This is a genomic window from Stenotrophomonas sp. 78350_Sma, from assembly GCF_056482105.1.
This window is the reverse complement of sequence record NZ_CM151182.1, coordinates 187,433-209,954: the sequence shown is the minus strand read 5'-3', so window position 1 is coordinate 209,954 and position 22,522 is coordinate 187,433. Positions and strand designations below refer to the sequence as shown.

At 67.3% G+C, this 22,522-nt stretch carries 23 protein-coding genes; 9 read left to right on the top strand and 14 right to left on the bottom strand.

The features are described from left to right. Positions 1–90: 90 nt before the first annotated feature. Entirely contained in the window at positions 91–651 is a 561-nt protein-coding gene (locus ACZK4H_RS00880; protein WP_239503795.1) for a lysophospholipid acyltransferase family protein, read from the bottom strand. Positions 652–697: 46 nt separating this feature from the next. Continuing rightward, a complete protein-coding gene (arfB, locus tag ACZK4H_RS00875; RefSeq protein WP_032962216.1) occupies positions 698–1,129 on the bottom strand; it encodes an alternative ribosome rescue aminoacyl-tRNA hydrolase ArfB in 432 nt (143 codons plus the stop codon). A 133-nt stretch (positions 1,130–1,262) separates the two neighbouring features. Here arfB and ACZK4H_RS00870 point away from each other — a divergent pair, with 133 nt between their 5' ends. Then, positions 1,263–1,799: a DUF2059 domain-containing protein gene (locus tag ACZK4H_RS00870; protein WP_099551563.1), complete on the top strand. Its 537-nt coding sequence runs from the start codon at positions 1,263–1,265 to the stop codon at positions 1,797–1,799. A gap of 76 nt (positions 1,800–1,875) precedes the next feature. Here the strand turns inward: ACZK4H_RS00870 and ACZK4H_RS00865 are convergent, their stop codons facing one another. Together ACZK4H_RS00865 and ACZK4H_RS00860 are read right to left on the bottom strand one after the other, a co-directional pair. Continuing rightward, complete coding sequence (locus ACZK4H_RS00865) at positions 1,876–2,619, bottom strand: pseudouridine synthase (protein ID WP_099551564.1); 744 nt, start codon at positions 2,617–2,619, stop codon at positions 1,876–1,878. A 130-nt stretch (positions 2,620–2,749) separates the two neighbouring features. Further along, on the bottom strand, positions 2,750–3,337 hold the full coding sequence (locus ACZK4H_RS00860) for an O-methyltransferase (RefSeq protein WP_099551565.1): 588 nt from the start codon (positions 3,335–3,337) through the stop codon (positions 2,750–2,752). A gap of 165 nt (positions 3,338–3,502) precedes the next feature. Between ACZK4H_RS00860 and ACZK4H_RS00855 the strand changes: the two genes are divergently transcribed. Genes ACZK4H_RS00855 through ACZK4H_RS00840 form a run of 4 tightly spaced genes read left to right on the top strand, consistent with a single transcriptional unit; the run spans position 3,503 to position 6,635 of the window. Then, on the top strand, positions 3,503–4,114 hold the full coding sequence (locus tag ACZK4H_RS00855; protein ID WP_099551566.1) for a PIG-L deacetylase family protein: 612 nt from the start codon (positions 3,503–3,505) through the stop codon (positions 4,112–4,114). Beyond that, positions 4,114–5,253, top strand: coding sequence for a glycosyltransferase family 2 protein (locus tag ACZK4H_RS00850; protein ID WP_099551567.1), 1,140 nt, complete (start codon positions 4,114–4,116; stop codon positions 5,251–5,253). Before ACZK4H_RS00855 ends, ACZK4H_RS00850 begins: the two co-directional genes overlap by 1 nt. Further along, positions 5,240–5,845 (top strand): LbetaH domain-containing protein, encoded by a 606-nt coding sequence (locus ACZK4H_RS00845; RefSeq protein WP_099551568.1) that lies wholly within the window; start codon positions 5,240–5,242, stop codon positions 5,843–5,845. The genes ACZK4H_RS00850 and ACZK4H_RS00845 overlap by 14 nt, the downstream gene beginning before the upstream one ends. A 4-nt stretch (positions 5,846–5,849) precedes the next feature. Then, positions 5,850–6,635: a YaiO family outer membrane beta-barrel protein gene (locus tag ACZK4H_RS00840; protein ID WP_099551569.1), complete on the top strand. Its 786-nt coding sequence runs from the start codon at positions 5,850–5,852 to the stop codon at positions 6,633–6,635. Between the two features lie 52 nt (positions 6,636–6,687). Here the strand turns inward: ACZK4H_RS00840 and ubiB are convergent, their stop codons facing one another. Both ubiB and ACZK4H_RS00830 read right to left on the bottom strand, forming a co-directional pair. Beyond that, positions 6,688–8,343: a ubiquinone biosynthesis regulatory protein kinase UbiB gene (gene ubiB / locus ACZK4H_RS00835; RefSeq protein ID WP_099551570.1), complete on the bottom strand. Its 1,656-nt coding sequence runs from the start codon at positions 8,341–8,343 to the stop codon at positions 6,688–6,690. Next, on the bottom strand, positions 8,340–8,975 hold the full coding sequence (locus ACZK4H_RS00830) for a ubiquinone biosynthesis accessory factor UbiJ (protein ID WP_099551571.1): 636 nt from the start codon (positions 8,973–8,975) through the stop codon (positions 8,340–8,342). Before ACZK4H_RS00830 ends, ubiB begins: the two co-directional genes overlap by 4 nt. Positions 8,976–9,346: 371 nt before the next feature. Between ACZK4H_RS00830 and ddlA the strand changes: the two genes are divergently transcribed. Further along, positions 9,347–10,432 (top strand): D-alanine--D-alanine ligase, encoded by a 1,086-nt coding sequence (gene ddlA, locus ACZK4H_RS00825; protein WP_099551572.1) that lies wholly within the window; start codon positions 9,347–9,349, stop codon positions 10,430–10,432. Positions 10,433–10,560: 128 nt separating this feature from the next. Here ddlA and ACZK4H_RS00820 read toward each other — a convergent pair whose 3' ends face one another. The 3 genes from ACZK4H_RS00820 to oleC form a co-directional block, all read right to left on the bottom strand. Beyond that, on the bottom strand, positions 10,561–10,716 hold the full coding sequence (locus tag ACZK4H_RS00820) for a DUF1328 domain-containing protein (protein WP_049429804.1): 156 nt from the start codon (positions 10,714–10,716) through the stop codon (positions 10,561–10,563). 82 nt (positions 10,717–10,798) lie between these two features. Next, the gene (oleD, locus tag ACZK4H_RS00815) at positions 10,799–11,791 is read right to left on the bottom strand and encodes a 2-alkyl-3-oxoalkanoate reductase (protein ID WP_099551573.1); all 993 of its coding nucleotides are present in this window, start codon (positions 11,789–11,791) and stop codon (positions 10,799–10,801) included. After that, entirely contained in the window at positions 11,788–13,446 is a 1,659-nt protein-coding gene (oleC, locus tag ACZK4H_RS00810; RefSeq protein WP_099551574.1) for an olefin beta-lactone synthetase, read from the bottom strand. The genes oleD and oleC overlap by 4 nt, the downstream gene beginning before the upstream one ends. Positions 13,447–13,550: 104 nt before the next feature. Here oleC and ACZK4H_RS00805 point away from each other — a divergent pair, with 104 nt between their 5' ends. Continuing rightward, positions 13,551–13,982, top strand: coding sequence for a YkgJ family cysteine cluster protein (locus ACZK4H_RS00805; RefSeq protein ID WP_088023282.1), 432 nt, complete (start codon positions 13,551–13,553; stop codon positions 13,980–13,982). A 100-nt stretch (positions 13,983–14,082) separates the two neighbouring features. Here ACZK4H_RS00805 and ACZK4H_RS00800 read toward each other — a convergent pair whose 3' ends face one another. The 4 genes from ACZK4H_RS00800 to ACZK4H_RS00785 all read right to left on the bottom strand — a co-directional run bounded on the left by ACZK4H_RS00800 (position 14,083) and on the right by ACZK4H_RS00785 (position 19,578). Beyond that, a complete protein-coding gene (locus ACZK4H_RS00800) occupies positions 14,083–14,973 on the bottom strand; it encodes an alpha/beta fold hydrolase (RefSeq protein ID WP_099551575.1) in 891 nt (296 codons plus the stop codon). A 141-nt stretch (positions 14,974–15,114) separates the two neighbouring features. Next, positions 15,115–16,131, bottom strand: a complete 1,017-nt coding sequence (locus ACZK4H_RS00795; protein ID WP_004135358.1) for a 3-oxoacyl-ACP synthase III — start codon at positions 16,129–16,131, stop codon at positions 15,115–15,117. A 103-nt stretch (positions 16,132–16,234) separates the two neighbouring features. Beyond that, positions 16,235–16,552, bottom strand: coding sequence for a DUF4156 domain-containing protein (locus tag ACZK4H_RS00790; protein WP_005407628.1), 318 nt, complete (start codon positions 16,550–16,552; stop codon positions 16,235–16,237). Between the two features lie 176 nt (positions 16,553–16,728). Further along, positions 16,729–19,578, bottom strand: a complete 2,850-nt coding sequence (locus ACZK4H_RS00785) for a M16 family metallopeptidase (RefSeq protein WP_099551576.1) — start codon at positions 19,576–19,578, stop codon at positions 16,729–16,731. Positions 19,579–19,994: 416 nt separating this feature from the next. On the opposite strand from ACZK4H_RS00785, the gene ACZK4H_RS00780 reads away from it, so the two are divergent. Together ACZK4H_RS00780 and ACZK4H_RS00775 are read left to right on the top strand one after the other, a co-directional pair. Further along, entirely contained in the window at positions 19,995–20,471 is a 477-nt protein-coding gene (locus ACZK4H_RS00780; protein WP_049402662.1) for an XAC0231 family protein, read from the top strand. A 69-nt stretch (positions 20,472–20,540) separates the two neighbouring features. Further along, positions 20,541–21,020: a tRNA (cytidine(34)-2'-O)-methyltransferase gene (locus ACZK4H_RS00775; protein WP_099551577.1), complete on the top strand. Its 480-nt coding sequence runs from the start codon at positions 20,541–20,543 to the stop codon at positions 21,018–21,020. Positions 21,021–21,103: 83 nt separating this feature from the next. On the opposite strand, the gene ACZK4H_RS00770 is transcribed toward ACZK4H_RS00775, so the two are convergent. Next, positions 21,104–22,267: an acyl-CoA dehydrogenase family protein gene (locus ACZK4H_RS00770; RefSeq protein ID WP_099551578.1), complete on the bottom strand. Its 1,164-nt coding sequence runs from the start codon at positions 22,265–22,267 to the stop codon at positions 21,104–21,106. Positions 22,268–22,522 lie beyond the last annotated feature (255 nt).

Below are 22,522 nucleotides of genomic sequence, written 5' to 3'. Positions count from 1 at the left end.
CGGTATGGAATACCAGCCCTCCACCCTACTCCTGTCGCGCACGCCCGGCATGTGCCGGACGTGGCGTCTATGCGGCGGCCTGTGACCGGCTCAGACCGTGCCGCGGGTCTTGCCCATCCACGGCCGGTAGAACTCGCGGATGGCGGCCATGTCGGCGGCGTCATCGCCGGTCGGCCGGAACAGCGGGCCGATGCCGATGGTTTTTTCCGGGTAATGGAAATAGGCGGCCAGGATCGGCACGTCGGCCATCCGGGCGATCTTCAGGAAGCCGGCCTTCCAGTCCTTCACCGCCTTGCGGGTGCCCTCGGGGGTGATGGCGAACCACATCTTCTCGTTGTTGCGCAGCAGGTCCACCGCCTGGCCCACCGTGCCCTGCGGCGAGCTGCGGTCCAGCGGGATCACGCCCAGCTTGTGCAGCAGCGGGCCCAGCGGCCACCAGAACAGCGAGGCCTTGCCCAGCACCTTCACCTTCATGCCCAGCGCGATCTTGGCCGCCATGCCCCACAGGCCATCCCAGTTGGACGAATGCGGCGCGATGATGAACACCAGGCGCGGGATGTCAGGCAGGGTGCCGGTCACCTTCCAGCCGCCCATGCGCAGGGTGCAGCGCGCCAGCCAGCGCAGGAAGGCGTTGGGTTTGACCTGCGGCATCTGCGGCGGCACGGCCGGCAGCAACGAAGTCGGCTTGTTCAAGCAATCACTCCCAGTCACGTGATGAGCGCCCGCGCTTGATCTGCGCGCGCCCGCGTTTGGCGTCCAGACGACGCAGTTTCGACCCGAGGGTCGGCTTGGTGGCCTTGCGTGGTTTGGGCACGCTCAGCCCGGCCTGGATGAAGGCCGCCAGCCGCTCGCGCGCATCCTCGCGATTGCGATCCTGGGTGCGGAAACGTTGCGCGTCGATGACCAGCACGCCTTCGCCGGTCATGCGCCGGTCACGCCGCGCCAGCAGGCGCGTGCGCAACGGTTCGGGCAACGAGGGCGAGTTGGCCACATCGAAACGCAGTTCCACCGCGGTGGAGACCTTGTTGACGTTCTGGCCACCGGCACCACTGGCACGCACGAACCGCTCGACGATCTCGCCGTCGGGGATTTCAAGCTGCGCGCTGATGGTGACCGGTCCACTGCCCATCCGCGCATTGTAGCGGCAGCCACGTATCGGAGTGCGCATCGCGCGCCGTATGCCGCCGATCAGGTACCGAACACGCCGCCTTCGCCTTGGCTGCGGGTATGCTGGCCGTCCCATGTACCGCAGGAAGCTTCGCATGACCCGCTCCGCACCCGCCCTGCCGTCCCTGCCGTCCCTGCTGCGCCGTGCTGCCCTGTTGCTGGCGCTGGCCGTGGCCAGTGTCCCGGCCCTGGCCGCACCACCGACCGACGGCGACATCAACCGCCTGCTGTCGGCCTCGCGCGCGCAGAGCATGATCGACACCATGCTGCCGCAGATCGAGGCGATGCAGCAGCAGCAGTTCCAGCAGGTGGCCGCCCAGCGCCAGCTCAACGCCCAGCAGCAGGAACAGCTGAAGCGGATCCAGGCACGGACCAGCCAGACCCTGCGCCAGGCCCTGTCGTGGCAGCAGCTGCGGCCGATGTACGTGGACCTGTACAAGAAGACCTTCAGCAAGGAAGACGTGCTGGCGATGGCCGAGTTCTACGAGAGCGCGGCCGGACAGAGCCTGCTGGACAAGACCCCGGCCCTGATGCAGAACGTGATGGTGGCCATCCAGGCGCGCATGCAGCCGCTGTTCGCGGACCTGCAGAAGGACCTGGAAGCAATCGTCAACGAGCCGGAAAAGAAGTGAGGTAGTGCCGGCCGCTGGCCGGCAATCCCAGGACAACGGGAATCAGGCAGCTGCCGGCCAGCGGCCGGCACTACCGTCAGGCGGTTTCTACCTGCCAGTCGAACAGGTCCAGCGCCTTCTGGAACTCGCGGTCCAGCGGCGCACGTACATCCACCACGCCACCATCGGGATGCGGGAAGCGCAGGCGCTCGGCGTGCAGCAGCATGCGGTGCACGCCCTGCATGCGGAAGATGCGGTTGTGGCGGCCATCACCGTGGCTGGTGTCGCCGATCATGTGATGCGACAGGTGCTTGAGGTGCCGGCGGATCTGCCGGAAACGCCCGGTCTGCGGCTGGCAGCGCAGCAGCGCGTAACGCGAGCTGGTGAACTCACCGACCGGCACCGACAGCTCGCCGGTCGCCAGCCGCTGGAAGTCGGTGATGGCCGGCTTCTTCACCGGCTTGCCCGGGCCGCCATCCAGATCATGGTCGACCTGCCAGGAAAGTTCGGCCGGCCAGCCCCGGCAGACCGTCAGGTAGTCCTTCAACACTTCGCCGCCCATCAGCGCCTTGCCCAGCGCGCTGGCGGTCTCGCGGTCGAAGGCCAGCAGCAGGCAGCCGCTGGTCGCCCGGTCCAGGCGATGCACGAGGAAGATCGGGCGGCCCAGCTGCTCACGCAGGCGGTCGGCCAGGAAGTCATCTTCGCCGCGGGCCAGCTTGCTGTCGTGGACCATCAGCCCGGCAGGCTTGTTGACCACGGCCAGGCGTTCATCCAGGTGCAGCATCTGCAGGGGCGCGGTGTCGGTCTCGACCGCGGCGAGGGTATCGGGTTCGGTGCTCACCGCGGGATTATCGGGGCTGGGCACTGAATGGGGTAGAGCCGGCCGCTGGCCGGCTGCCTCCGGGCCGTTGGATTGTTGCGGTTGCCGGCCAGCGGCCGGCACTACCGGATCAGGCGCGGGCAATGCGGGGTCAGGCGCTGCGCACGGCCAGCAGCTCGCCGTTGCCCACCGGCACCAGACTGGTGCTGAAGTTCACGTCGGCCTCCAGCAGCGCCCGCAGCGGTTCCATCTCTTCCGCGTGCGAGGTGGCGTTGTCCACCACCAGCAGGCCGCCCGGGCGCAGCACGCGCCGCAGCTGCGGCCACCAGCCGGCGTACTGACCACGGTCCGAATCGAGGAACAGCAGGTCGATGCTGCCCTCAGCGGCCTGCACCAACCACGGCCCGGCATCGCCGTGCACCAGCGTGATGTGCTCGGCCAGACCGCTGCGTGCGAAGTTCGCACGTGCCATCGCCACCTTGTCCCCGGCGAACTCCAGCGTGGTCACGTGGCCGTCGATGGCAGCGGCAGCCTCGGCCAGCCACAGCGTGGAGTAGCCGTTGGAGGTGCCTATCTCCAGCACCCGGCGCGCTACCCCGAATCGCACCAGCACCGCCAGGAACTCGCCCGTATCCGGTGTGATGTTGAGCATGCGACGGCCGCGTTCGACTTCACTGGCGTCGTTTTCGGCACCAAGCCGGGCCAGTTCATCCTTCAGTTCCGACAGTTCCAGGGCCATTTTCCGCTGAGCTCGCCATGAGGCAGCGTCCATTCTTACCCGAATCCCGGATTTTCGTATTAATCCTAAAGCCGCTGCATTTTCACGCTGAGATAGTTCCCGCCTCCTTCACGCGGGGACAGCATGCCTGGCCGCCGCGCACCCGGCTTCCGCTAGGACACAGCCATGACATTGAACATTCTGGCAATCGGTGCCCATCCAGATGACATCGAACTCGGTTGCGGTGGCAGCCTGGCAAAGCTCGCCCGCGCCGGCTCACGCATCCATGCACTGGTACTCAGCCGCGGCGGCCGCGGCTGCCACGCCGGCATCGATCGCAGCGATGAATCGCATCGCGCCCTGCGCCGACTCGGGGTGGCCGAGGTGATCCAGCAGGATTTCCCGGACACGCGATTCCCCGCCTGCCGCAACGACATCATCGCGTCGATCGAACAGGTCTGCGCCGTGATAGAACCAGGCCGCATCTACACGATGTGTGGCGAGGATCATCACCAGGACCATCGCACTGTTCATGAAGCATCGATCATCGCCTGCCGCCACATTCCGCAGATCCTCTGTTATGAGAGCCCCAGCACCCTGCCGCAGTTCGCGCCGCAGGTGTTCGAGGACATCAGTGCGCAGCTGGAGCTGAAGATCCACGCGCTGCGCGAGCATGCCAGCCAGGGCGATCGCCACTACATGCAGGAAAGCCACCTCCGCTGCCATGCGCAGTTCCGTGGCCAGCAGATCGGCATCGGTCCCAGCGAGGGCTTCCTGCCATACCGGTTGGTGCTGTGATGAAGACACTGTTGTTCCTGGCCATGTGCGCCTTCATCCTGGTGCGCATCTGTGTGCAGGCCTCGCGCCGGCCCAGCACCCGCCTGTACAGCATCGACGCGATCGTGCCGGCCTACAACGAAGCCCCGTGCCTTGAGCGCTCGCTGGCCAGCCTGCTGGAAAACCCGTACGTGGCGCGGGTGATCTGCGTCAATGATGGCTCCACCGACAACACGGCTCAAGTACTTGATGCGCTGCAGGCACGCTGGCCCGGGCGGCTGGTGGCCGTGCACCAGGCCAACACCGGCAAGGGCGGTGCACTGATGCACGGGCTGCAGCACGCGACCGCCGAGCAGGTGTTCCTGACCGATGCAGATACCCATATCGATCCACGCGGCCATGGCCTGGGCCATCTGCTGGACGAGATCGAACGCGGCGCCGATGCAGTTGGCGGCGTCCCCTCTTCCAGCCTGCAGGGCGCCGGCTTCCTCCCCCATGTGCGCGCCAGCCTGAAACTGCCGATGATCGTTATCAAGCGCAGCTTCCAGCAATGGCTGGGCGGCGCACCGTTCATCGTCTCCGGTTCGTGTGGCCTGTTCCGCACTTCGGTGCTGCGCAAGGTCGGGTTCTCCGATCGCACCCGCGTGGAAGACCTGGACATGTCCTGGTCGCTGGTTGCGCAGGGCTATCGGGTTCGCCAGAGCGTCCGCTGCGTGGTCTACCCGCAGGAATGCAACACGCTGGTCGAAGAGTGGCGGCGCTGGCGACGCTGGATTGTCGGCTATGCGGTATGCATGCGCCTGCATCGCCGCCTGCTGCTGACCCGCTTCGGCCTTTTCAGCATCCTGCCGATGATGCTGCTCGCCCTGGCCGGCATCGTGCTGTCGCTGCAGGTATGGTTCGGTGCGGCCCGGCTGCACGGACCCGGTGGCCTTGCACTGTCGGTGATGCCGCTGTTCTGGATCGGCATCGTCATGCTGCTGGCAGTGATCAGCGCCATCCACCACCGGCGCGCGTGGCTGGTGCCCGCGGCGGCCTTCTCGATGCTGTATGTACTGCTCGCCTATGCGATCTGGCTGCTGCACGGCCTGGCGGGACTGTTCACAGGCCGTGAGCCCGTGCGCGACAAACCGACGAGGTATCCGCATGTGGTGGAATGACCTCGCCGCCATGGCCGAGGCGCTGTCGACACTGGCGCCCCACACTGATCCCAGCGCACGGATCTCGCCACTGGCCACCCTGCAGGGCGCCGTACAGATCGGTGCCGGCAGTCGCATCTGCGACGGCGCCCATGTCCAGGGTCCGGTGTCGATCGGCCGCGACTGCCTGATCGGCAACAACGCGCTGCTGCGCGGCCCGCTGTGCATCGGTGACGGCACGCGTATCGGGTTTGCCAGCGAACTGAAGAACGCGCGGTTGGGCAACCAGGTCAGCGTCGGTCCGCAATGCTTCATCGCCGACAGCCGTATCGATGACCAGGTCTATCTCGGCGCCCTTGTGCGCACCAGCAACCACCGCCTCGATGGCGCCACGGTCAGCGTACACATCGAAGGCACCGCCATCGACAGCCAACGCGACAAGCTCGGTGCGTGGATCGGTGAAGGTGCCGCGCTGGGCGTCGGCGTGATCATCCTGCCCGGCCGCATCGTCGCGCCGGGGAGCCAGTTCGGGCCGCGTATCACCGTGGAACGAAACCTGCCGCCCGGCCGCTACCGCCTGCTGCAGTCACTGCATTCCCAACCCCTGGAGTAACCCCATGCGATTGATCATCCGCGGCGCACTGCCGTGCGCCCTGCTGCTGGCTGTTTCCAGCGCCCACGCCGGCGTCGACCGTGTCACGGTGCAGCTGGACCATGCCGACTACAGCGATGGCTTCGGCAAGCGCGACGTACAGACCGTGGACGTGGCCGGCCGCAGTGGTGACAGCCGATGGCACCTGGGGTTGGCCCATGGCGAGCGTGACTACGGCAGCAGGCGATTCAGCGGCAACCGCGTACAGGGCTCGCTGCACCATCGCTGGAGCCCGCGCCTGTCCACCCGCACCGCCGTCACGGCATCCAACGATGATCCAGTGTTCGTCAACCGCCAGGTGAACCAGGACATCCAGTGGAAAGTGACACCGCAGACCGTACTGAGCGTGGGCGGCAAATACGCCCAGTACCATGCCGGCGCCTATGTGAGCGGCTGGTCGGTGGGTGCCTCGCATTACTTCCCGCGCGTGACCACATCACTGCGCCACGAACGGCACCGCCAGTCCAATGGACCGGATGGGCATGGCACCACACTGTCGCTGCGGCTGAAGGATGGGCAAGGCCGTGGCTCGACCCAACTGTGGCTGGGCAGCGGCACGGCCGGCTACACCGCCGAGTCCGATCCGCTGCTGCTGCGCGAGCACGACGCACGGCGTGCCTTCCTGCGCCGCAGCCAGCCATTGGGTGAACATCTGGTGCTGGACGTGGGTATCGGCAAGACCTGGCACAAGACGCGCCTGGACAGCTTCCAGAGCATGCAGTCGCACCTGGGCCTGGGCTACCACTGGTAAGCCTGTGGTCGATCGGCGGCATGCATTGCCGCCGATCTTCAATCCGCTGGGGTCAGCGCCACCACGCGCGCGCCAGTGCCACCACGCCGACCGCACCGGACAGCCAGCTCCACATCGGCAGGTCGCCCCAGTACCAGCCCGGCGGCTGCACCACGTACATCAATGCAGCGATGGCGAGCAGGCCGACACCGGTGATCGCCCCCACGGCGCGCTTCTGCAGGCGCTGCAGGCTGGCGTCGAGCGCAACCAGATCGCGCGACCGCATTGCCAACTCGTGTCGGCCTTCCACCTGCTGGGTCAGCCAGGCATGTACCAGGCGCGGCATGTCCGGCGCGTGGGTCATGATTTCCGGCAGGCGCTTGCCGATCTCGCGTACCACCCGGCGCGGGCTGTAGCGCTCGCGCAGGATCTTCGCCAGCACCGGCTTGGCCACCGCCCAGATGTCGATCTGCGGATCGAGCTGGCGGCCGACGCCTTCGATGTTCAGCAGGGTCTTCTGCAGCAGGATCAGCTGCGGCTGCAAGGTCAGCTGGTAACGCTGCGCCACGCGGAACAGTTTCATCAGCACTTCGGCCAGCGAGATCTGCGACAGCGGACGTGTGAAGTACGGCTCGCATACCGAACGCACGGCCGCTTCCAGATCGTCGATGCGTACGTGGTCCGGCATCCAGCGTGCCTGCACGTGCAGTTCGGCGATGCGGCGGTAATCGCGGTTGAAGATGGCCATGAAGTTCTCGGCCAGGTAGTACTGATCTTCCTGCGAGAGCTGGCCCATGATGCCGAAGTCCAGCGCGATGAATCGCGGGTTGGCACGGCGCGCCGGATCGGTATCGACCCAGATGTTGCCAGCGTGCGCATCGGCGTGGAAGAAGTTGTCGCGGAACACCTGGGTGTAGAACACCCGCACGCCCTTGGCGGCCAGCGCCTTGCGGTCGATGCCGGCCTTGTCCAGCGCCTCGATGTCGTCGGACGGAATACCCCACACGCGCTCCAGGGTCAGCGCGCGCTCTGCGGTGTGGCTCCAGATCACTTCCGGCACGTACAGGTCGTCGGAATTTTCCCAGAAGCGGCGCAGCACGCTGGCATTGGCGCCTTCGCGCTGCAGGTCCAGCTCGGCGGCCAGGGTGTTCTCGACCTCGGCCACCACTTCGCGCGGGCGGATCTTGTCGGCGCGTGGGTGGGTGCGCTCGACCAGCGCCGCCAGCGAGTTGAGAAGGGCGATGTCAGCGTCGATCTGCTTCTCGATGCCCGGGCGCAGCACCTTGACCACCACCTGGCGGCCATCAGCCAGGGTGGCCGCGTGCACCTGCGCGATCGAGGCCGAAGCCAGCGGTTCGGTATCGAAGCTGGCGAAGGCCTCGCTCACCGGCAGTCCGAGCGCGTCCTCGACGATGCGACGCGCGGTCTCGCCATCGAACGGCTTGACCCGGTCCTGCAGCAGGGTCAGTTCATTGGCCACGTCCGGCGGTACCAGGTCGCGGCGAGTGGACAGGATCTGGCCGAACTTGACGAAGATCGGGCCGAGGTCCTGCAGCGCCAGACGCAGGCGGGCGCCGCGCGACTGCGAAGCAATGCTGGCCGAGGCGCGCGGCACGAAGGGCTTGGCCAGGCGCAGCCAGCGCTCGGCCGGCGTGCCCTGCAGCAGGTCGTCGAGACGATAACGCAGGATCACCCGGCCAATGCGGCTGGCCCGCAGCACGGCCTTCATGCGGCACCCCGCAGGCGCTGCACGCGTGCACCCAGGCGCTCGACGTCGTCGCGCAGCACGTCCACATCATCGTGGAAGGCATCCAGTTCAGCGCGCGGCACTACGTCGCGCGATTCTTCGGTGATGAACTCGGCGGCGCTGTGGGCCAGGTCGATCGCACCCTGACGTGCATGCTGCAGGGCGCTGCGCAGGGTGTTGGCCACCTGCACGCCCAGTACTTCGCCGAACACGCTGACGAAGGGCTGCTGCCAGTCCGGGTCGAAGCCCTTGGCCAGCTGCTGCAGCCGCCGCGCCAGTTCGGCGTCGCCGGCCACGCGCACGCGGCCCTTGCCGCTGTTGTCGCCGCGTCGTGCGTTGGCCAGCAGCGGCAGCTGCGCCAGCACGCCGGCCAGGCTGCTGCGCACGGCCAGGTCGGCTTCCTGCGCATCCACCGGGCCGACCCGCAGCTGGTCGCCGTCGACGCTGATGCGCATCGCCAGCGAAGGCGCTTCCAGGGTCAGGTCGATATGCCGGCCGTCGAGGCTGGCCAGTGCATGGCGGGTATCCGGATCCAACGCCAGTGCGCGGTTCAGGGCGATCTGCAGGGCGCGGCCAGCGACCGGCTTGAGGGACTTGAGCAGGGAGAGAGCCATGTGCGCATTCTACCTGCGTGGGTGGGGGGCTTGGGCCGGGCTGCCGCCCGGCACCCGCAGAGGCACCGGCAACGGCAACGGCCAAAGCAACAGCGGGCATTCCGTGGGTTGGCGGGATGGGTCCGGTTGCGGGGGACGCCGTAAACCCGTCCGTGGGGGCTTGGCCGCGGCATCCATGCCGCGGACACCCCCGCAACCGGCCCCACCCCGCCTTCGACAGATTTCCGCGCTGTTGGTGGGTGTCGACCTTGGTCGACACAGTAGATCCACGCCATGCGTGGATGGATTTCTGGTTCATCTGTGCCTCACCCGGAGGGCCGGTGAAGGTTCATGCTATGAGGCCACGCAACGCACAGGACATCGCATTTCCCATGGCACGGACCCGGGTCGGCATCATCTTCGGGGGCAAGTCCTCCGAGCACGAAGTTTCGCTGCAGTCGGCGAAGAACATCCTCGATGCGCTTGATCGCGAGCGCTTCGAGCCGGTGCTGGTCGGTATCGACAAGCAGGGCCAGTGGCATCTGAGCCAGCCGGATACCTTCCTGATCAATGCCGATGATCCGTCGCGCATCGCGCTGCATCGGTCCGGCACGTCGCTGGCGGTGCACCCGGGTGTGGAACACGGGCAGCTGCAGCCGTGCGATGCGGCCAGCGCGCTCGGCCAGATCGACGTGGTGTTGCCGATCGTGCACGGGCCACTCGGCGAAGACGGTGCGCTGCAGGGGCTGCTGCGCATGGCCAACCTGCCCTTCGTCGGTTCGCCGGTACTGGGCTCGGCAGTGGCGATGGACAAGGACGTGACCAAGCGCCTGCTGCGCGACGCCGGCCTGCAGGTCGCGCCGTGGCTGTGCATCCGTCGCCATCAGGTCGCGGAGGTCGATGCCAATGCGGTGATCGCGCAGCTCGGCCTGCCGCTGTTCGTGAAACCGGCCAACCAGGGTTCGTCGGTGGGCGTGAGCAAGGTCAAGGATGCGGCGGGCTTCACCGAGGCACTGGCATTGGCGCTGCGCTACGACCACAAGGTGCTGGTGGAATCGGCGGTGGTCGGCCGCGAGATCGAGTGCGCGGTGCTGGGCAACGAACATCCGCAGGCCAGCCTGTGCGGCGAGGTGGTGGTGCACGACGAGTTCTACGCCTACGACACCAAGTACATCAACGAGGATGGCGCCGAGGTGGTGGTGCCGGCGGATATCGATGCTGCAACCCAGGCGCGCGTCCAGCAGATCGCGCTGCAGGCCTACCAGGCGCTGGAGTGTGCGGGCATGGCCCGCGTGGATGTGTTCCTCACCGCAGACGGCGAGATCGTCATCAACGAGGTCAACACGCTGCCGGGCTTCACCCGCATCAGCATGTACCCGAAGCTGTGGGGCGCCAGCGGTGTGGACTACACCACGCTGATCACGCGGTTGATCGAGCTGGCGCTGGAGCGCCATGCTGCGGACCAGGCGCTGCTGTAGCGTCGAGCCGTGCTCGCCTCATGAGAAGCAGCCGAGCATGGCTCGGCTCTACAGAAGACGTGCCGACCAACGGTCGGCACCCACCGGGAAGCGGCGTACCGGTCGGTGACCGGCACGTCCTGCAGGTTCTATCCGCGCTTGCGGAACATCGAGATCACCGCCAGCACCAGGAAGATCACGAACAGGATCCAGGCGATGTTGCTGGCGGCACCGGCGATGCCGGAGAAGCCGAGTACGGCGGCGATGATGGCGATGACGAAAAAGATGACGGCGTAATGCAGCATGGCGCTCCTCGCAGATGTCCGGGCCGTTGGATGGCGTGGGTCCATCCTCCCGATCTGGCGGTGTGCAACCAGTGATGGCGACCTATGCGGCAGATGAAGCCTTCAGCCTGCGCAGCCCTTCCTCGATGCTGACCTGCGGCACGTAGCCGAAGTCGCGGCGCGCCGGTTCCATGCTGTACCAGTGCGGCGTGCACAGCTGCTCGGCCAGGAAGCGGGTCAACGGCGGTTCGCCGCGCAGGCGCAGCAACGGCCACAGCCGCTCGCAGATGGCGCCAATGCGATAAGCGGTCTTGAAGCTTATCGCCTTGTCCACCGTCGGTGCACCCACAGCGGCCAGCAGCTTGTTGACCAGCTCGCGCATCGGCAGCGGTTCGCCGTTGGAAATGAAGTAGGCCTTGCCTGCACATGCAGCGCCCGGCGCCAATGCCTCGAAGGCGAGGAAGTGCGCGAGCGCGGCGTTGTCGATGTAGGTGGTATCGACCTTGTTGTTGCCATCGCCCACCAGGCGCAGGCGGCCCTGCCGCGCACGTTCGGCCAGGCGCGGCACCAGCTGCTGGTCGCCCGGGCCCCAGATCAGGCGCGGGCGCAGCGCCACCGTCGCCAACGAGGCGTCATTGGCCGCCAGCACACGCTGTTCGGCAATCGCCTTGGTCGCCGCATACGGCGCCTGGAAGTCCTCGCCGTAAGGCACTTCGTCGGCGCCGAGGCCTTCCACCGGGTGGGTGGCACGGTGCGTCACGCTGGGCGTGGAGGTGTAGACCAGCCGGCTGATGCCGTGCGCGCGGCATGCGGCGATCACGTTGTCAGTGCCGACCACGTTGGCCTGGTGGTAGCTGTCATAACTGCCCCAGGCGCCAGCCTTGGCGCCGTTGTGGAACACCGCGTCGACGCCGGCCACCGCGTGCAGCACCGCCTGCGCATCGGCCAGGTCGCCGCGGATCTGGCCCACACCCATCGCCTGCAGTTCCGGGTAGTGGCTGCGGTTGAACGCCAGCACCTGGTGGCCACGTTCGACCAGCCCGCGGCACAGCGCCTGGCCGAGGAAACCACCACCACCGGTGACCAGGATCTTCATGCGCGCTTCTCCAGTTCGGCGCTGGCCCAGACGGCGAGCTTCTCGCGGCCGATCTTGGCGTTGTGACGGATATCGACGGGGAAGGCCGGATGCACCAGGAAGTGCTGCAGGCCGGCCTCAGGCGTGCGCGCTGCGGCATGCGCACGCAGCGCTTCCTGCAGTGCCGGGCTGTCGGACTGGCCGCGCAGCAGTTCCACGCACAGCACCGGCACCTGCGCACCGGCCACGCCAACGCCGACCAGCGCGGTGCGCGCCACGCCTGCCACCGTGTTGAACACCGGCTCGACCTGTTCGGTGTACAGCGGCCCGCGCGCGGTCTCCACGCGCTGCGTCTTGCGGCCGCAGAACCACAGGCGACCCTGCGCATCGAAGTAACCGACGTCGCCCATGCGATGGACCACGCGCGTGCTGCCATCGGCCAGCGTCTCGCGGATCTTCGCCGCCGCGGTGGCCTGCGGGCGGTTGAAGTAACTGTCGGTAGCGGTCGGGCCAGCCACCGTGATTTCTCCCACTTCGCCAACGGCCAGCACGCGCGCCTGCGACCAGTCCGGCAGCGGTGCGTCATCGATGGCGATGATGCGGACCTCGTTCGGCGCCACCACGCTGCCCACGCAGGTACCGGCACCGGCCTCGGTGGCGGCGCGCGTGCGTTCCAGCTCGCGGCCTTCGACCACCGCCACCGGCAGGCACTCGGTGGCGCCATATGGCGTCCAGAACTGCGCATCGGCGGGCAACAGGCTACGGATGGTGGCGACCACGTCCGGCGGCACCGGTGCCCCCGCCGAGGTCACCCGGGTCACCGTCGGCAGCGGACGGCCATGCTTCGCCAGCACCCGCATCAATGCCGGAGAACCGAACAGCTGGGTCACACCGAAACGCTGGATGGCGTCGTGCAGGCGCGCCGGGTCGGCCTGCGCCGGCCGGGTCGGGTCCATGTCCGGGATGACCGAGGTCAGGCCCAGCGCAGGATCGAACAGGGCGAACGGCGGGAAGGTCGGCAGGTCCACCCCGCCCGCTTCCATGCCGAAGGCGCTGCCCAGCAGCTGGATCTGGCCGACGAAGTGGCGATGGCGGTAGACCACGCCCTTCGGCACACCGGTGGAGCCGCTGGTGAACAGGATCGCGGCCATGTCCTCGCCGTCAGTGGCCGCCAGCATCGGCCCGCCGCTGGCGCCGGCGCGCTCCAGCGCGGCCAGCGTGGTCCCGCCCCAGCCGAGGCGGCGGCCGACGGTCACCAGGCGGGTCGCCGACGGTGCCCAGCGCAGCACCAGCCGCGCCACATGCGCCAGCGGAATGCCGATGAAGGCCTCCGGCTGCGCCTCGTCCAGGCACTGCTTCAGCGCGCGCCTGTCGATGCCCGGGTCGACCAGCACCGGCACCGCGCCCAGCTTGAACAGGGCAAACATCAGCAGGAAGAACTCCGGCGACGGCCGTACCATCACCACCGTGCGCACCCCACGGCCGATCCCGTAGCCGGCCAGGCCGGCCGCCATGGCATCGCTGCGGGCGTCCAGCTGGCGGTAATCCAGGGTCACGTCGTAGGCGGCCATGCCGTTGCCGGCGCCACGGCGGCCAGGGCAGCGGATGGCGATCTGATCAGGCCGTTCACGCGCCAGTTCAGGCAAGCGGGCGGCAATATTGCAGGGTCGGTTCATCCGTTCATTGTCGCCGCTTACGGAATTTCTTGCGCGGCGGCCCACTTCGTGGAAAATCCGCACCCTCGTTCCTGATTCCGACTGCCGCCCGAGGCGGCTTGCCCATGCAACATCCCTGCATGACCTGCGGCGCCTGCTGCACCCAGTACCGCGTGGCCTTCCACTGGATGGAATCGGACGAGGTCACCCCCGGCGGCGTGCCGCACCAGCTGACCGAGGTTCTCGACCCGCATCGCCTGTGCATGCGCGGCACCCATTCCAAGCCGGTGCGCTGCGTGGCGCTGGATGCGCAGATCGGCGTGTATTCACGCTGCACCATCCACCCCAACCGGCCCAGCGTGTGCCGTGAGGTGGATGCATCGTGGGAGTACGGCAAGGCCAGCCCGCAGTGCGACAAGGCGCGCATCGCCTATGGCCTGGATCCGTTGACGCTGGCCGACTGGCGCTGGCGCGACGCGGCCGACAATGACGACGACCATCCGGACGACAACGGCAACAGCCCGTCCTCGCCGCCGCAGGCGCCGGTCGCCGCGTAGCGGCAGTGCCGGCCGCTGGCCGGCAACCTCTTGAACCTGGCGCGCATTGCGCCCTTGCCGGCCAGCGGCCGGCACTACCGGGATCCGCCCCGGGAACCGATCAGATCGGGTTCTTGTCCAGGAACGCGCGGATCTCCGGCACCAGCACCTCGTGCTTGTCTTCCAGCACGTAGTGGCCGGCGTCCTCGAAGGCATGTACCTGGGCCTGCGGCAGCGCGGCCTGGAAGCCCTTCAGGAAATGATGATCGAACACGAAGTCGCGCAGGCCCCAGCCGAGGAAGGCCGGGCGGTCGGCGAACGACGGCAGCGCCTTGCCGGCCCGCTCCAGCAGCGACCAGGCCTTGTCGGCCGGCGACAGCGGGATATCCTGCATGAAGCGGATGGTGCTGATGCGGTTGGCGTAGTTGTTGTACGGCGACACGTAGGCGCGGCGCACGTCGGCCGGCATCTTCCGCTCCACGCCCAGCCACGAGGCACCGGACGAGAACGCATTGAAGGTGCGGATGATCCACTCGCCGATCTTCCAGTGGCGGCCCAGCGCGATCTGCCACGGCATCTTCTTCGCTGCCGGCATCGGGAACGCGGCGGTGTTGAGCACCACCAGGCGCTTCACCTGGTCGTGGTGCGACAGCGCCCAGCCGAAACCGATCATGCCGCCCCAGTCGTGCACCGCCAGGGTCACCGGGCCGGTGATGCCCAGGTGCTTCAGCAACGCATCAAGATCATCCACGCGCGACTGCAGCGTGTACTCGTAGCGGCTGTCATCGGGCTTGTCCGACAGGCCCATGCCGATGTGGTCCGGCACGATGCAGCGGTACGTGTCCGACAGGCCGGCCACCAGCGTGCGCCAGTAATAGCTCCACGACGGGTTGCCGTGCACCATCACCACCACCTCGCCGTCGCGCGGGCCTTCGTCGAGATAGTTCATCGACAGGCCGGGGCGCACTTCGAAGCGCTGCGGGTGGGCGGGGTAACCGGGAAGATCGCGCATGCGGAGTACCTAGGGAGAGTCGCGGCGCAATGTAGAGCCGAGCCGATGCTCGGCTGCTCTCCGGTCCGCTGCGGAAGAGCCGCGCTGCGCGCGTGAGCCGAGCATGGGCTCGGCTCTACAGGAGGTCGGGCAGCGGGCTGCTTACCAGACCACTTCAGCCATCGAACAGTTCAGGCCCGAGCCGATGCCGAGCAGCGCGATGCGATCGCCCTTCTTCAGCTTGCCCAGCTGCTTGAGCTTGCTCAGCACGATCGGCACCGAGGCCGGGCCGATGTTGCCGTGCTCGCCGAAGATGGTCATGACCTTCTTCGGGTCGATGCCGAAGTTCTTGATGAACGCGGCGGTGTGCGGCTGGCTGACCTGGTGGATCACGAACTGGTCCAGCTCTTCCACGGCCCAGCCCAGGGCGATCTTGGCGGCGGTGAAGGTCTTCTGCGCCAGCTTGATGCCTTCGATCAGCAGCAGGCGGGTGTCGGTGACCATGCGGTCCAGGTTGCCCAGGCACAGCTGGTTCCACTCGGTGGCCGAGCGGGTCACGCCGCCCTTGTAGCGCGGCGCGTCCGGCACCAGCTCCGAGCGCGCCATCACCATCGCCGCGGCACCCGAACCGGTGGTCAGCGCCGCCAGCTCGTTGCGGAAATCGTCGGCGGTGACATCCGGGGCGGTCATGCGCTCCAGGGTCTTCTCGTACACCAGGTTGGCGGTCTCGCCGTCCACCACCAGCGCGTAGTCGATGTCACCGCGCTCGATCATGCGCGCGGCGATATCCATGCCGTTGATGAAGGCCAGGCAGGCATTGGCGACGTCGAAGGTCATGCACTCATCGCTGACGCCGAGATTGCCCGAGACGATGGAGGCGGTGGACGGCTCCAGGTAGTCGCGGCTGACCGAGGTGTTGACCAGCAGGCCAACCTGCGTCGCATTGATGCCTGCGTCTTCCAGTGCCTTGCGGCCTGCCATGGTGGCAGCGTCGGACGCCAGCACACCGTTGTCCCACAGGCGGCGCGCGTGGATGCCGGCGATGTCGCCGAGCACGTCGGTGCGGATACCCAGGCGATCCAACGTCGGCTGCAGGCGTTCGTTGATTTCCTTGGTGGTCAGCGTATGCGGCGCGTCGACGTGTGCCAGGCCGGCGATCGAGACATTCTTGAAGAGCATCGAGGTTAGCGCCAAGGCTCAGGCAAAAGGGGGCGCTATTCTATAACCCCCCGGGCCTTCACCGCATCTTTACGAATTCAGCCTTGGCCGTATGGTGAAGCGTTCAGCGCGGCGGGCACTGGAACGCGGCGAAGCGCTGGCTGCCATCAGCGGGCGCCGCAGCGGCCTGCACGGCATTGGCGCCGGCACTCGGGGCCTCGTTGCGGGCCAGGGTTTCCAGCTCTTCCTGCACGCGCAGAGGGTTGCGGTTGTAGAAACCGACCTTGCTCTTCACGGTCACCACCACCTCGCCCTTGGCGATGCAGCCGGCCGGGACCGGACCTGCCGGCAGCACGCGGGTCGCCTTGCCGGCCGGTTCGATCGGCACCCAGGTACAGGCGGTGACGGTGAGCAGCAGGGAGGAAAGCAGCAGAACGCGCATGGGCAGATCCTGGAAGGGTATGGAGGGATTCTGCCTGAACAGCCTGAATCGGGGGTAGCCGGTGGGGGTCGGATCCCTCGCAGGGGCGAGGACCCGGGATGCATGACGGGGTTGCCGGCCAGCGGCCGGCACTACCGGGGGGAGCCGGCCCGCCACATGGCGGGCCGGGTAGTGCCTTACTTCTTGACCGGGTTGCCTTCTGCGTCGATCACCGTCACCTCGCCCAGGTTCAGCGCGCGCACGGCCGCTTCGGTCTGCTTGAGGTCACCCACCACCACCCAGGTCAGCGCCTGCGGCTTGATCTCGGCGGCGGCCTGCTGCACCTGCGCCGGGGTCATCGCTTCGATCTCGGCCTTGCGACGCAGCACGTAGTCGTCCGGACGCTTGAACTGGACGATCGAGCCGATGGTCGATGCCACCGCGCTGGCGGTCTCGTAGGCACCCGGCAGGCTCAGCGTCTGGATGTTGCGGATGCGGTTCACCTCGCCGGCGGTGGCCGGCTTGCTGCCATCGGCGAACGCGGCGATTTCCTTGCGCATTTCCGCCATCGCCGGACCCGTCTTGTCGATCTGCACCGGCGCGCTGGCCATCCACGGACGCTGGCCGACCGAATTGACCGCGCTGCTGCGTGCACCGTACGACCAGTGCTTGTCTTCACGCAGGTTCATGTTCAGACGCGAGGTGAAGTCGCCGCCGATCACGCCGTTGGCGATGTCGAAGCGGGTCGAGCTGGCGGCGCTGGACGGCGCCACCACCTGGCCGGCGAACAGGTTGGCCTGCACCGCGCCTGGCTGGTCGATCAGGAACACGCGCGGGCCCTTCGGCAACGCCACGTCGGTGGCTGCCTTCACCTGCGGGGCATCGCCACTGGCTTTCCAGTCGCCCAGCTGCTTGTCCAGCAGCGGCACGATCTCGGCCAGGGTGGTGTCACCGACCACGATCAGGGTGCCGTTCTGCGGGCGCAGCCAATCGTGGTGGAAGTCGACCAGGTCTTCGCGGGTCAGGCCGTTGATCGCTGCTTCGTCACCGCTGCCGGTGAACGGAATGGCATACGGATGGCCCTTGCCGTACAGCAGCGGCGGCAGCACGCGCATCGCCACCGCACCCGGGTTGACCTTCTCCTGCTGGATGCCGGCGATCCAGCTCGCCTTGACCCGGTCGATCTCGCCCTGCTCGAAGCGCGGTTCGCGCAGCAGATCGCGATACAGCGCCAACGACGGCGCCAGGTTTTCCTTCAGCGCCGACAGGTCCACGCTCATCGAGTCCAGGCCGGCCGAGGCATCCAGGCTGGCACCCAGTGCGTCAGCGGCATCGGCGAAGGCCAGCGAGCCGAGCTTGCCGGCGCCTTCGGTCATCAGGCTCATGGTGAAGTTGGCGGTGCCCGGCTTGCGGCCCTGGTCGGCGCTGAAGCCGCCCGGGAACTGGTAGCTGAACTGCACCACCGGAATCTCGTGGCGCTCGGCCAGGATCACCTGGGTGCCGTTCTTCAGCGTGGCGCGCTGCAGCGCCGGGAACTTCAGCTGCGGGAACTCGCGGGTCTGCGGCACGCCGGCCTTGCGGTCGACCTGCTCCGGCAGCGTGCTGTACTTGGGGTCCACTGCCGGCACATTGAACGGCTTCGGCGCCTGGCTCGGGTCTTCCTTCAGCGCCACGCGCTCACCCGGTGCGATCACCAGGGTGTGGCTGCCCTTGTCCAGCCACTGCGTGCCCAGACGGCTCAGATCGGCGGCACTGGCCTTCTCGATGTTGGCCAGCGAGGTGCGGAAGCAGCCCGGGTCGCCGGTGAACACCGCGCACTCGGCCAGCGCGTCGGCCTTGCCGCCGAAGCCACCGATGCGCTCGATGCCGCGGATGAAGCCGGCGCGGGCACCGGTCTTGGCGCGCTCCAGCTCGGCCGCGGTCGGGCCCTGCTTGATCAGCCGGTCCAGTTCCTCGTCGATGATCTTCTCGACCTTGGCCGGGTCCTGGCCCTGCTTGACCGTCGCCATGATCACGAAGTTCGAACCCAGCTGCGACGTCGACAGGCCCGACGCGATGCTGTCCACCAGCTTGTCCTGGTGCTGCAGGCGCTGGCTCAGGCGCGAGGACTTGGCACCGCCCAGGACCTGCGCGAACAGCTGCAGCTGATCGACATCGGCGGTGCCGACCTGCGGCACGTTCCAGGCGCGGTAGATGCGCGCCTGCGGCACCTTGTCGGTCATCGTCTCGCGCGTGTCGGCGCTGCGCTTGGCCACGTTCACGGCCGGCTGCGCCATGGTCGGGCCGGCCGGAATGCTGCCGAAGTACTTGCCGACCTTTTCCTTGGCGGTGGCCAGGTCGATGTCGCCGGCCAGCACCAGCACCGCGTTGTTCGGGCCGTACCAGGTGCGGAACCAGGTCTTCACGTCATCCAGCGACGCCGCGTTCAGATCGTTCATCGAACCGATCACGCTGTGGTGGTACGGGTGGCCCACCGGGTACATCGCCTTGTTGAGCTGGTCCCAGGCCTGTCCGTAGGGCTGGTTCTCGCCCTGGCGCTTCTCGTTCTGCACCACGCCGCGCTGCTCGTCCAGCGCCGCCTGGTCGATCGCACCGACCAGATGGCCCATGCGGTCCGATTCCATCCACAGCGCCATGTCCAGTGCGGTGGTGGGCACGTTCTCGAAGTAGTTGGTGCGGTCGGTATTGGTGGTGCCGTTCTGGTTGGTGGCACCCACCTGCTTGAACGGTTCGAAGAATTCGCCGTCGTGGTTTTCGCTGCCCTGGAACATCAGGTGTTCGAACAGGTGCGCAAAGCCGGTACGGCCGGCCGGTTCGTCCTTGCTGCCCACGTGATACCAGACGTTGACCGCGACGATCGGCGCCTTGCGATCGGTATGCACGATCACGCGCAGGCCGTTGGGCAGGGTGAACTGCTCATACGGGATATCGACCTTGGCCGGTGCGGCCGGCTTTGCCGCCAACGCATGGGAAGGCACAAGCGTGCCCAGGGCGGTGCTGAGGGCGACGGCCAGCACTGCAGCGCGCGGGCGAAGGGCGAGAGACATATCCGGATCCTTGGTCACATAGGTGAACCCCGATCCTAGCCTGCGCACGCAGCGGCAGGAATCAGCCAGCAGTCACTGGGGGTGTTTGCCCCTGTGCGCCATCCGCCCGGCCCTCCCAGGCTGGCGTGGGAAGTCACATGCACCCGCAGCAGGCGTCCGGACAGTGTCCGCGGCGCATCGAATGGACAGGTGTCCGCCCACCGGACACTTTTCGATCCAAACAAAACCCTTGTAAATCAACGACTAAAAGTTGGCACGGGGATTGCTTGGTACTTCCTGCGCCAGGAAGGGCTTCAGACGAAAGCTGACTGAAGACTGAACAAATGCAGGAAATCGAAAATTTTCCTTGCATGCCCAGAATCGGTGTACTACCTTACTACCACACCACTGATCACCAACACTAAACAGGCCCCGTCATGAACGCCAAGACCATTGCCATCGCCATCGCCCTGATCGCCGGCACCGCGGTTGTTTCGTCGGTGCAGGCCTCCGAATCCATCAAGACCCTGTCCACCGTGCAGGTCCGCCCGGCCGCCGACCAGCTGGCCCAGCAGGCCTGGGAACAGGCCAGCGGCATTCCGACCCTGGCCACCGTGGAAGTTCGCCCCAGCGCCGACCAGCTGGCCGAGCGCAGCGGCTACGTCGCCGCCCCGGTCGCCGCCGCGATGCCGATCACCACCCTGGCCTCGGTGGAAGTGCGTCCGAGCCTGGAGCAGCGCGTCGCCCTGGCCGCCGAACTGGAAGCCCAGCGCTACGCCGCGACCCTGGCTGCTGCCGCCACCAACGTCGCCAACTCGGTCATCGTCAACCTGCCGGCCCTGCAGGTGCGTCCGAGCGCCGCCGACCTGCAGGCCCTGGCCACCGAAACCGCCCAGGTTCTGCTGCGCCCGTAACCGGTGCCGCCCTGCCCAGCGCAGGGCGTGCGCCGTAAAGGCGGCCGCCGTCGCAGGTACACTGCGCCGATGAATGCCGCGCCCCAGTTCCACGTGATCCTGTTCCAACCGGAAATCCCGCCCAACACGGGCAATGTGATCCGGCTCTGCGCCAACACCGGCGCGCAGCTGCACCTGGTCGAGCCGCTCGGCTTCGCACTGGAAGACAAGCAGCTCAAGCGCGCCGGCCTGGACTACCACGAGTATTCGCGCCTGCAGGTGCACCCCGACCTTGACACTGCACTGGCGCGGATCGCACCGAAGCGGTTGTTCGCCCTGAGTACGCGTGCCAGCGTCCGCTATGACAGCGTGGCGTTCGAAGACGGTGATGCGTTCCTGTTCGGCCCGGAAAGCCGCGGCCTGCCGCAGGACGTGCTCGATGCTTTGCCCGATGGCCACCGCCTGCGCCTGCCGATGCGGCCGGACAACCGCAGCCTCAATCTTTCCAACACCGTTGCCGTGGTGATGTACGAAGCGTGGCGGCAGCATGGGTTTGCCGGCGGGGCGTGACCCCGCGCACGACCGGCATTTGCAGTAGATCCACGCCATGCGTGGATGGGTGGCAGTAGATCCACGCCATGCGTGGATAGCTGTCAGAACGCGCTGATCCCGGTCAGCTCCCGCCCGATCACCAGCTGGTGCACGGTCTCGGTGCCTTCATAGGTGATCACCGATTCCAGGTTCAGCGCGTGGCGGATCGCCACGTGTTCGGTGGTGATGCCGGCCCCACCCAGCAGATCGCGGCACTCGCGGGCAATGTCGATGGCCATGCGGCAGTTGTTCCACTTGGCCAGGCTGACCTGCTGCGGCTGCAGCTGGCCGGCTTCCTTCAGGCGGCCCAGCTGCAGGGCCAGCAGCTGCGCGGTGGTGATGCGGCGGGCCATCTCGGCCAGCTTGATCTGCGCGCTCTGCGTGGCCGCCAGCGGGCGACCGAACAGAACGCGCTCCTTGGCATAGCCCAGTGCTTCATCCAGGCAGGCAATCGCCGCGCCGATCGGGCCCCAGCTGATGCCGAAGCGCGCCTGAGTCAGGCAACCCAGTGGCCCCTTCAGGCCCTTCACGTTCGGCAGCCGATGGCTGTCAGGCACGCGCACGTCATCGAAGAACAACGCGCCGGTCAGCGACGCGCGCAGGCTCATCTTGTGCTTGATCTCCTGCGTGGTGAAACCGGCCATGCCCTTTTCCAGCACGAAGCCCTGGATGCCGTCCTCGGTCTGCGCCCAGACGATGGCCAGATCGGCCACCGGACCGCTGGTGATCCACATCTTGCTGCCGGTGATGCGCCAGTCACCGCCGTCACGCACGGCGCGGGTTTTCATGCTGGCCGGATCGGAACCACCATGCGCCTCGGTCAGGCCGAAGCAGCCGATCAGCTCGCCGCGCGCCATCGCCGGCAGCCACTGCTGGCGCTGTTCCTCGCTGCCATAGGCGTAGATCGGATACATGCACAGCGAGCTCTGCACCGAGACGAAACTGCGCAGGCCGGAATCGCCGCGCTCCAGCTCCTGGCAGATCAGGCCGTAGCTGACCGCGCCCAGGCCACCACCGCCGTACTCGGTCGGCAGAGTCGCACCGAGCAGGCCCAGTGACGCGATCTCCGGCACCAGTTCATCGGGGAAGCGGGCCTGGTCGAAGGCATCGCCGATGATCGGCAGCACACGCTCGTTGGTGAAACGGGCGACGCTCTCCTGTACGGCGCGCTCTTCCTCGTTGAGCAGGGAACGGACATCAAACAGATCGTACGGATGCAAAGCCATGGCACTCACACGCAGTCAGGACCCGGCCATTGTCGGTCATCCGGGCAGAGCGTGCCGACCAGGGTCGGCACCCACCAGAGCTGCGGCACTACGCTGCAACGCAGCAATCGTGGCGTGAACGGCGCCGATCTAGCTGGATCCGGCGCGTCCCGGTACCCTGACACATTCAAACAACCGTTTCGCCCGTGGCTGCACGCGCGATTCCCAGGCACCGCCGGTGGCCCCGATGCCGGCCCTACCCACGAGTCATGCAAT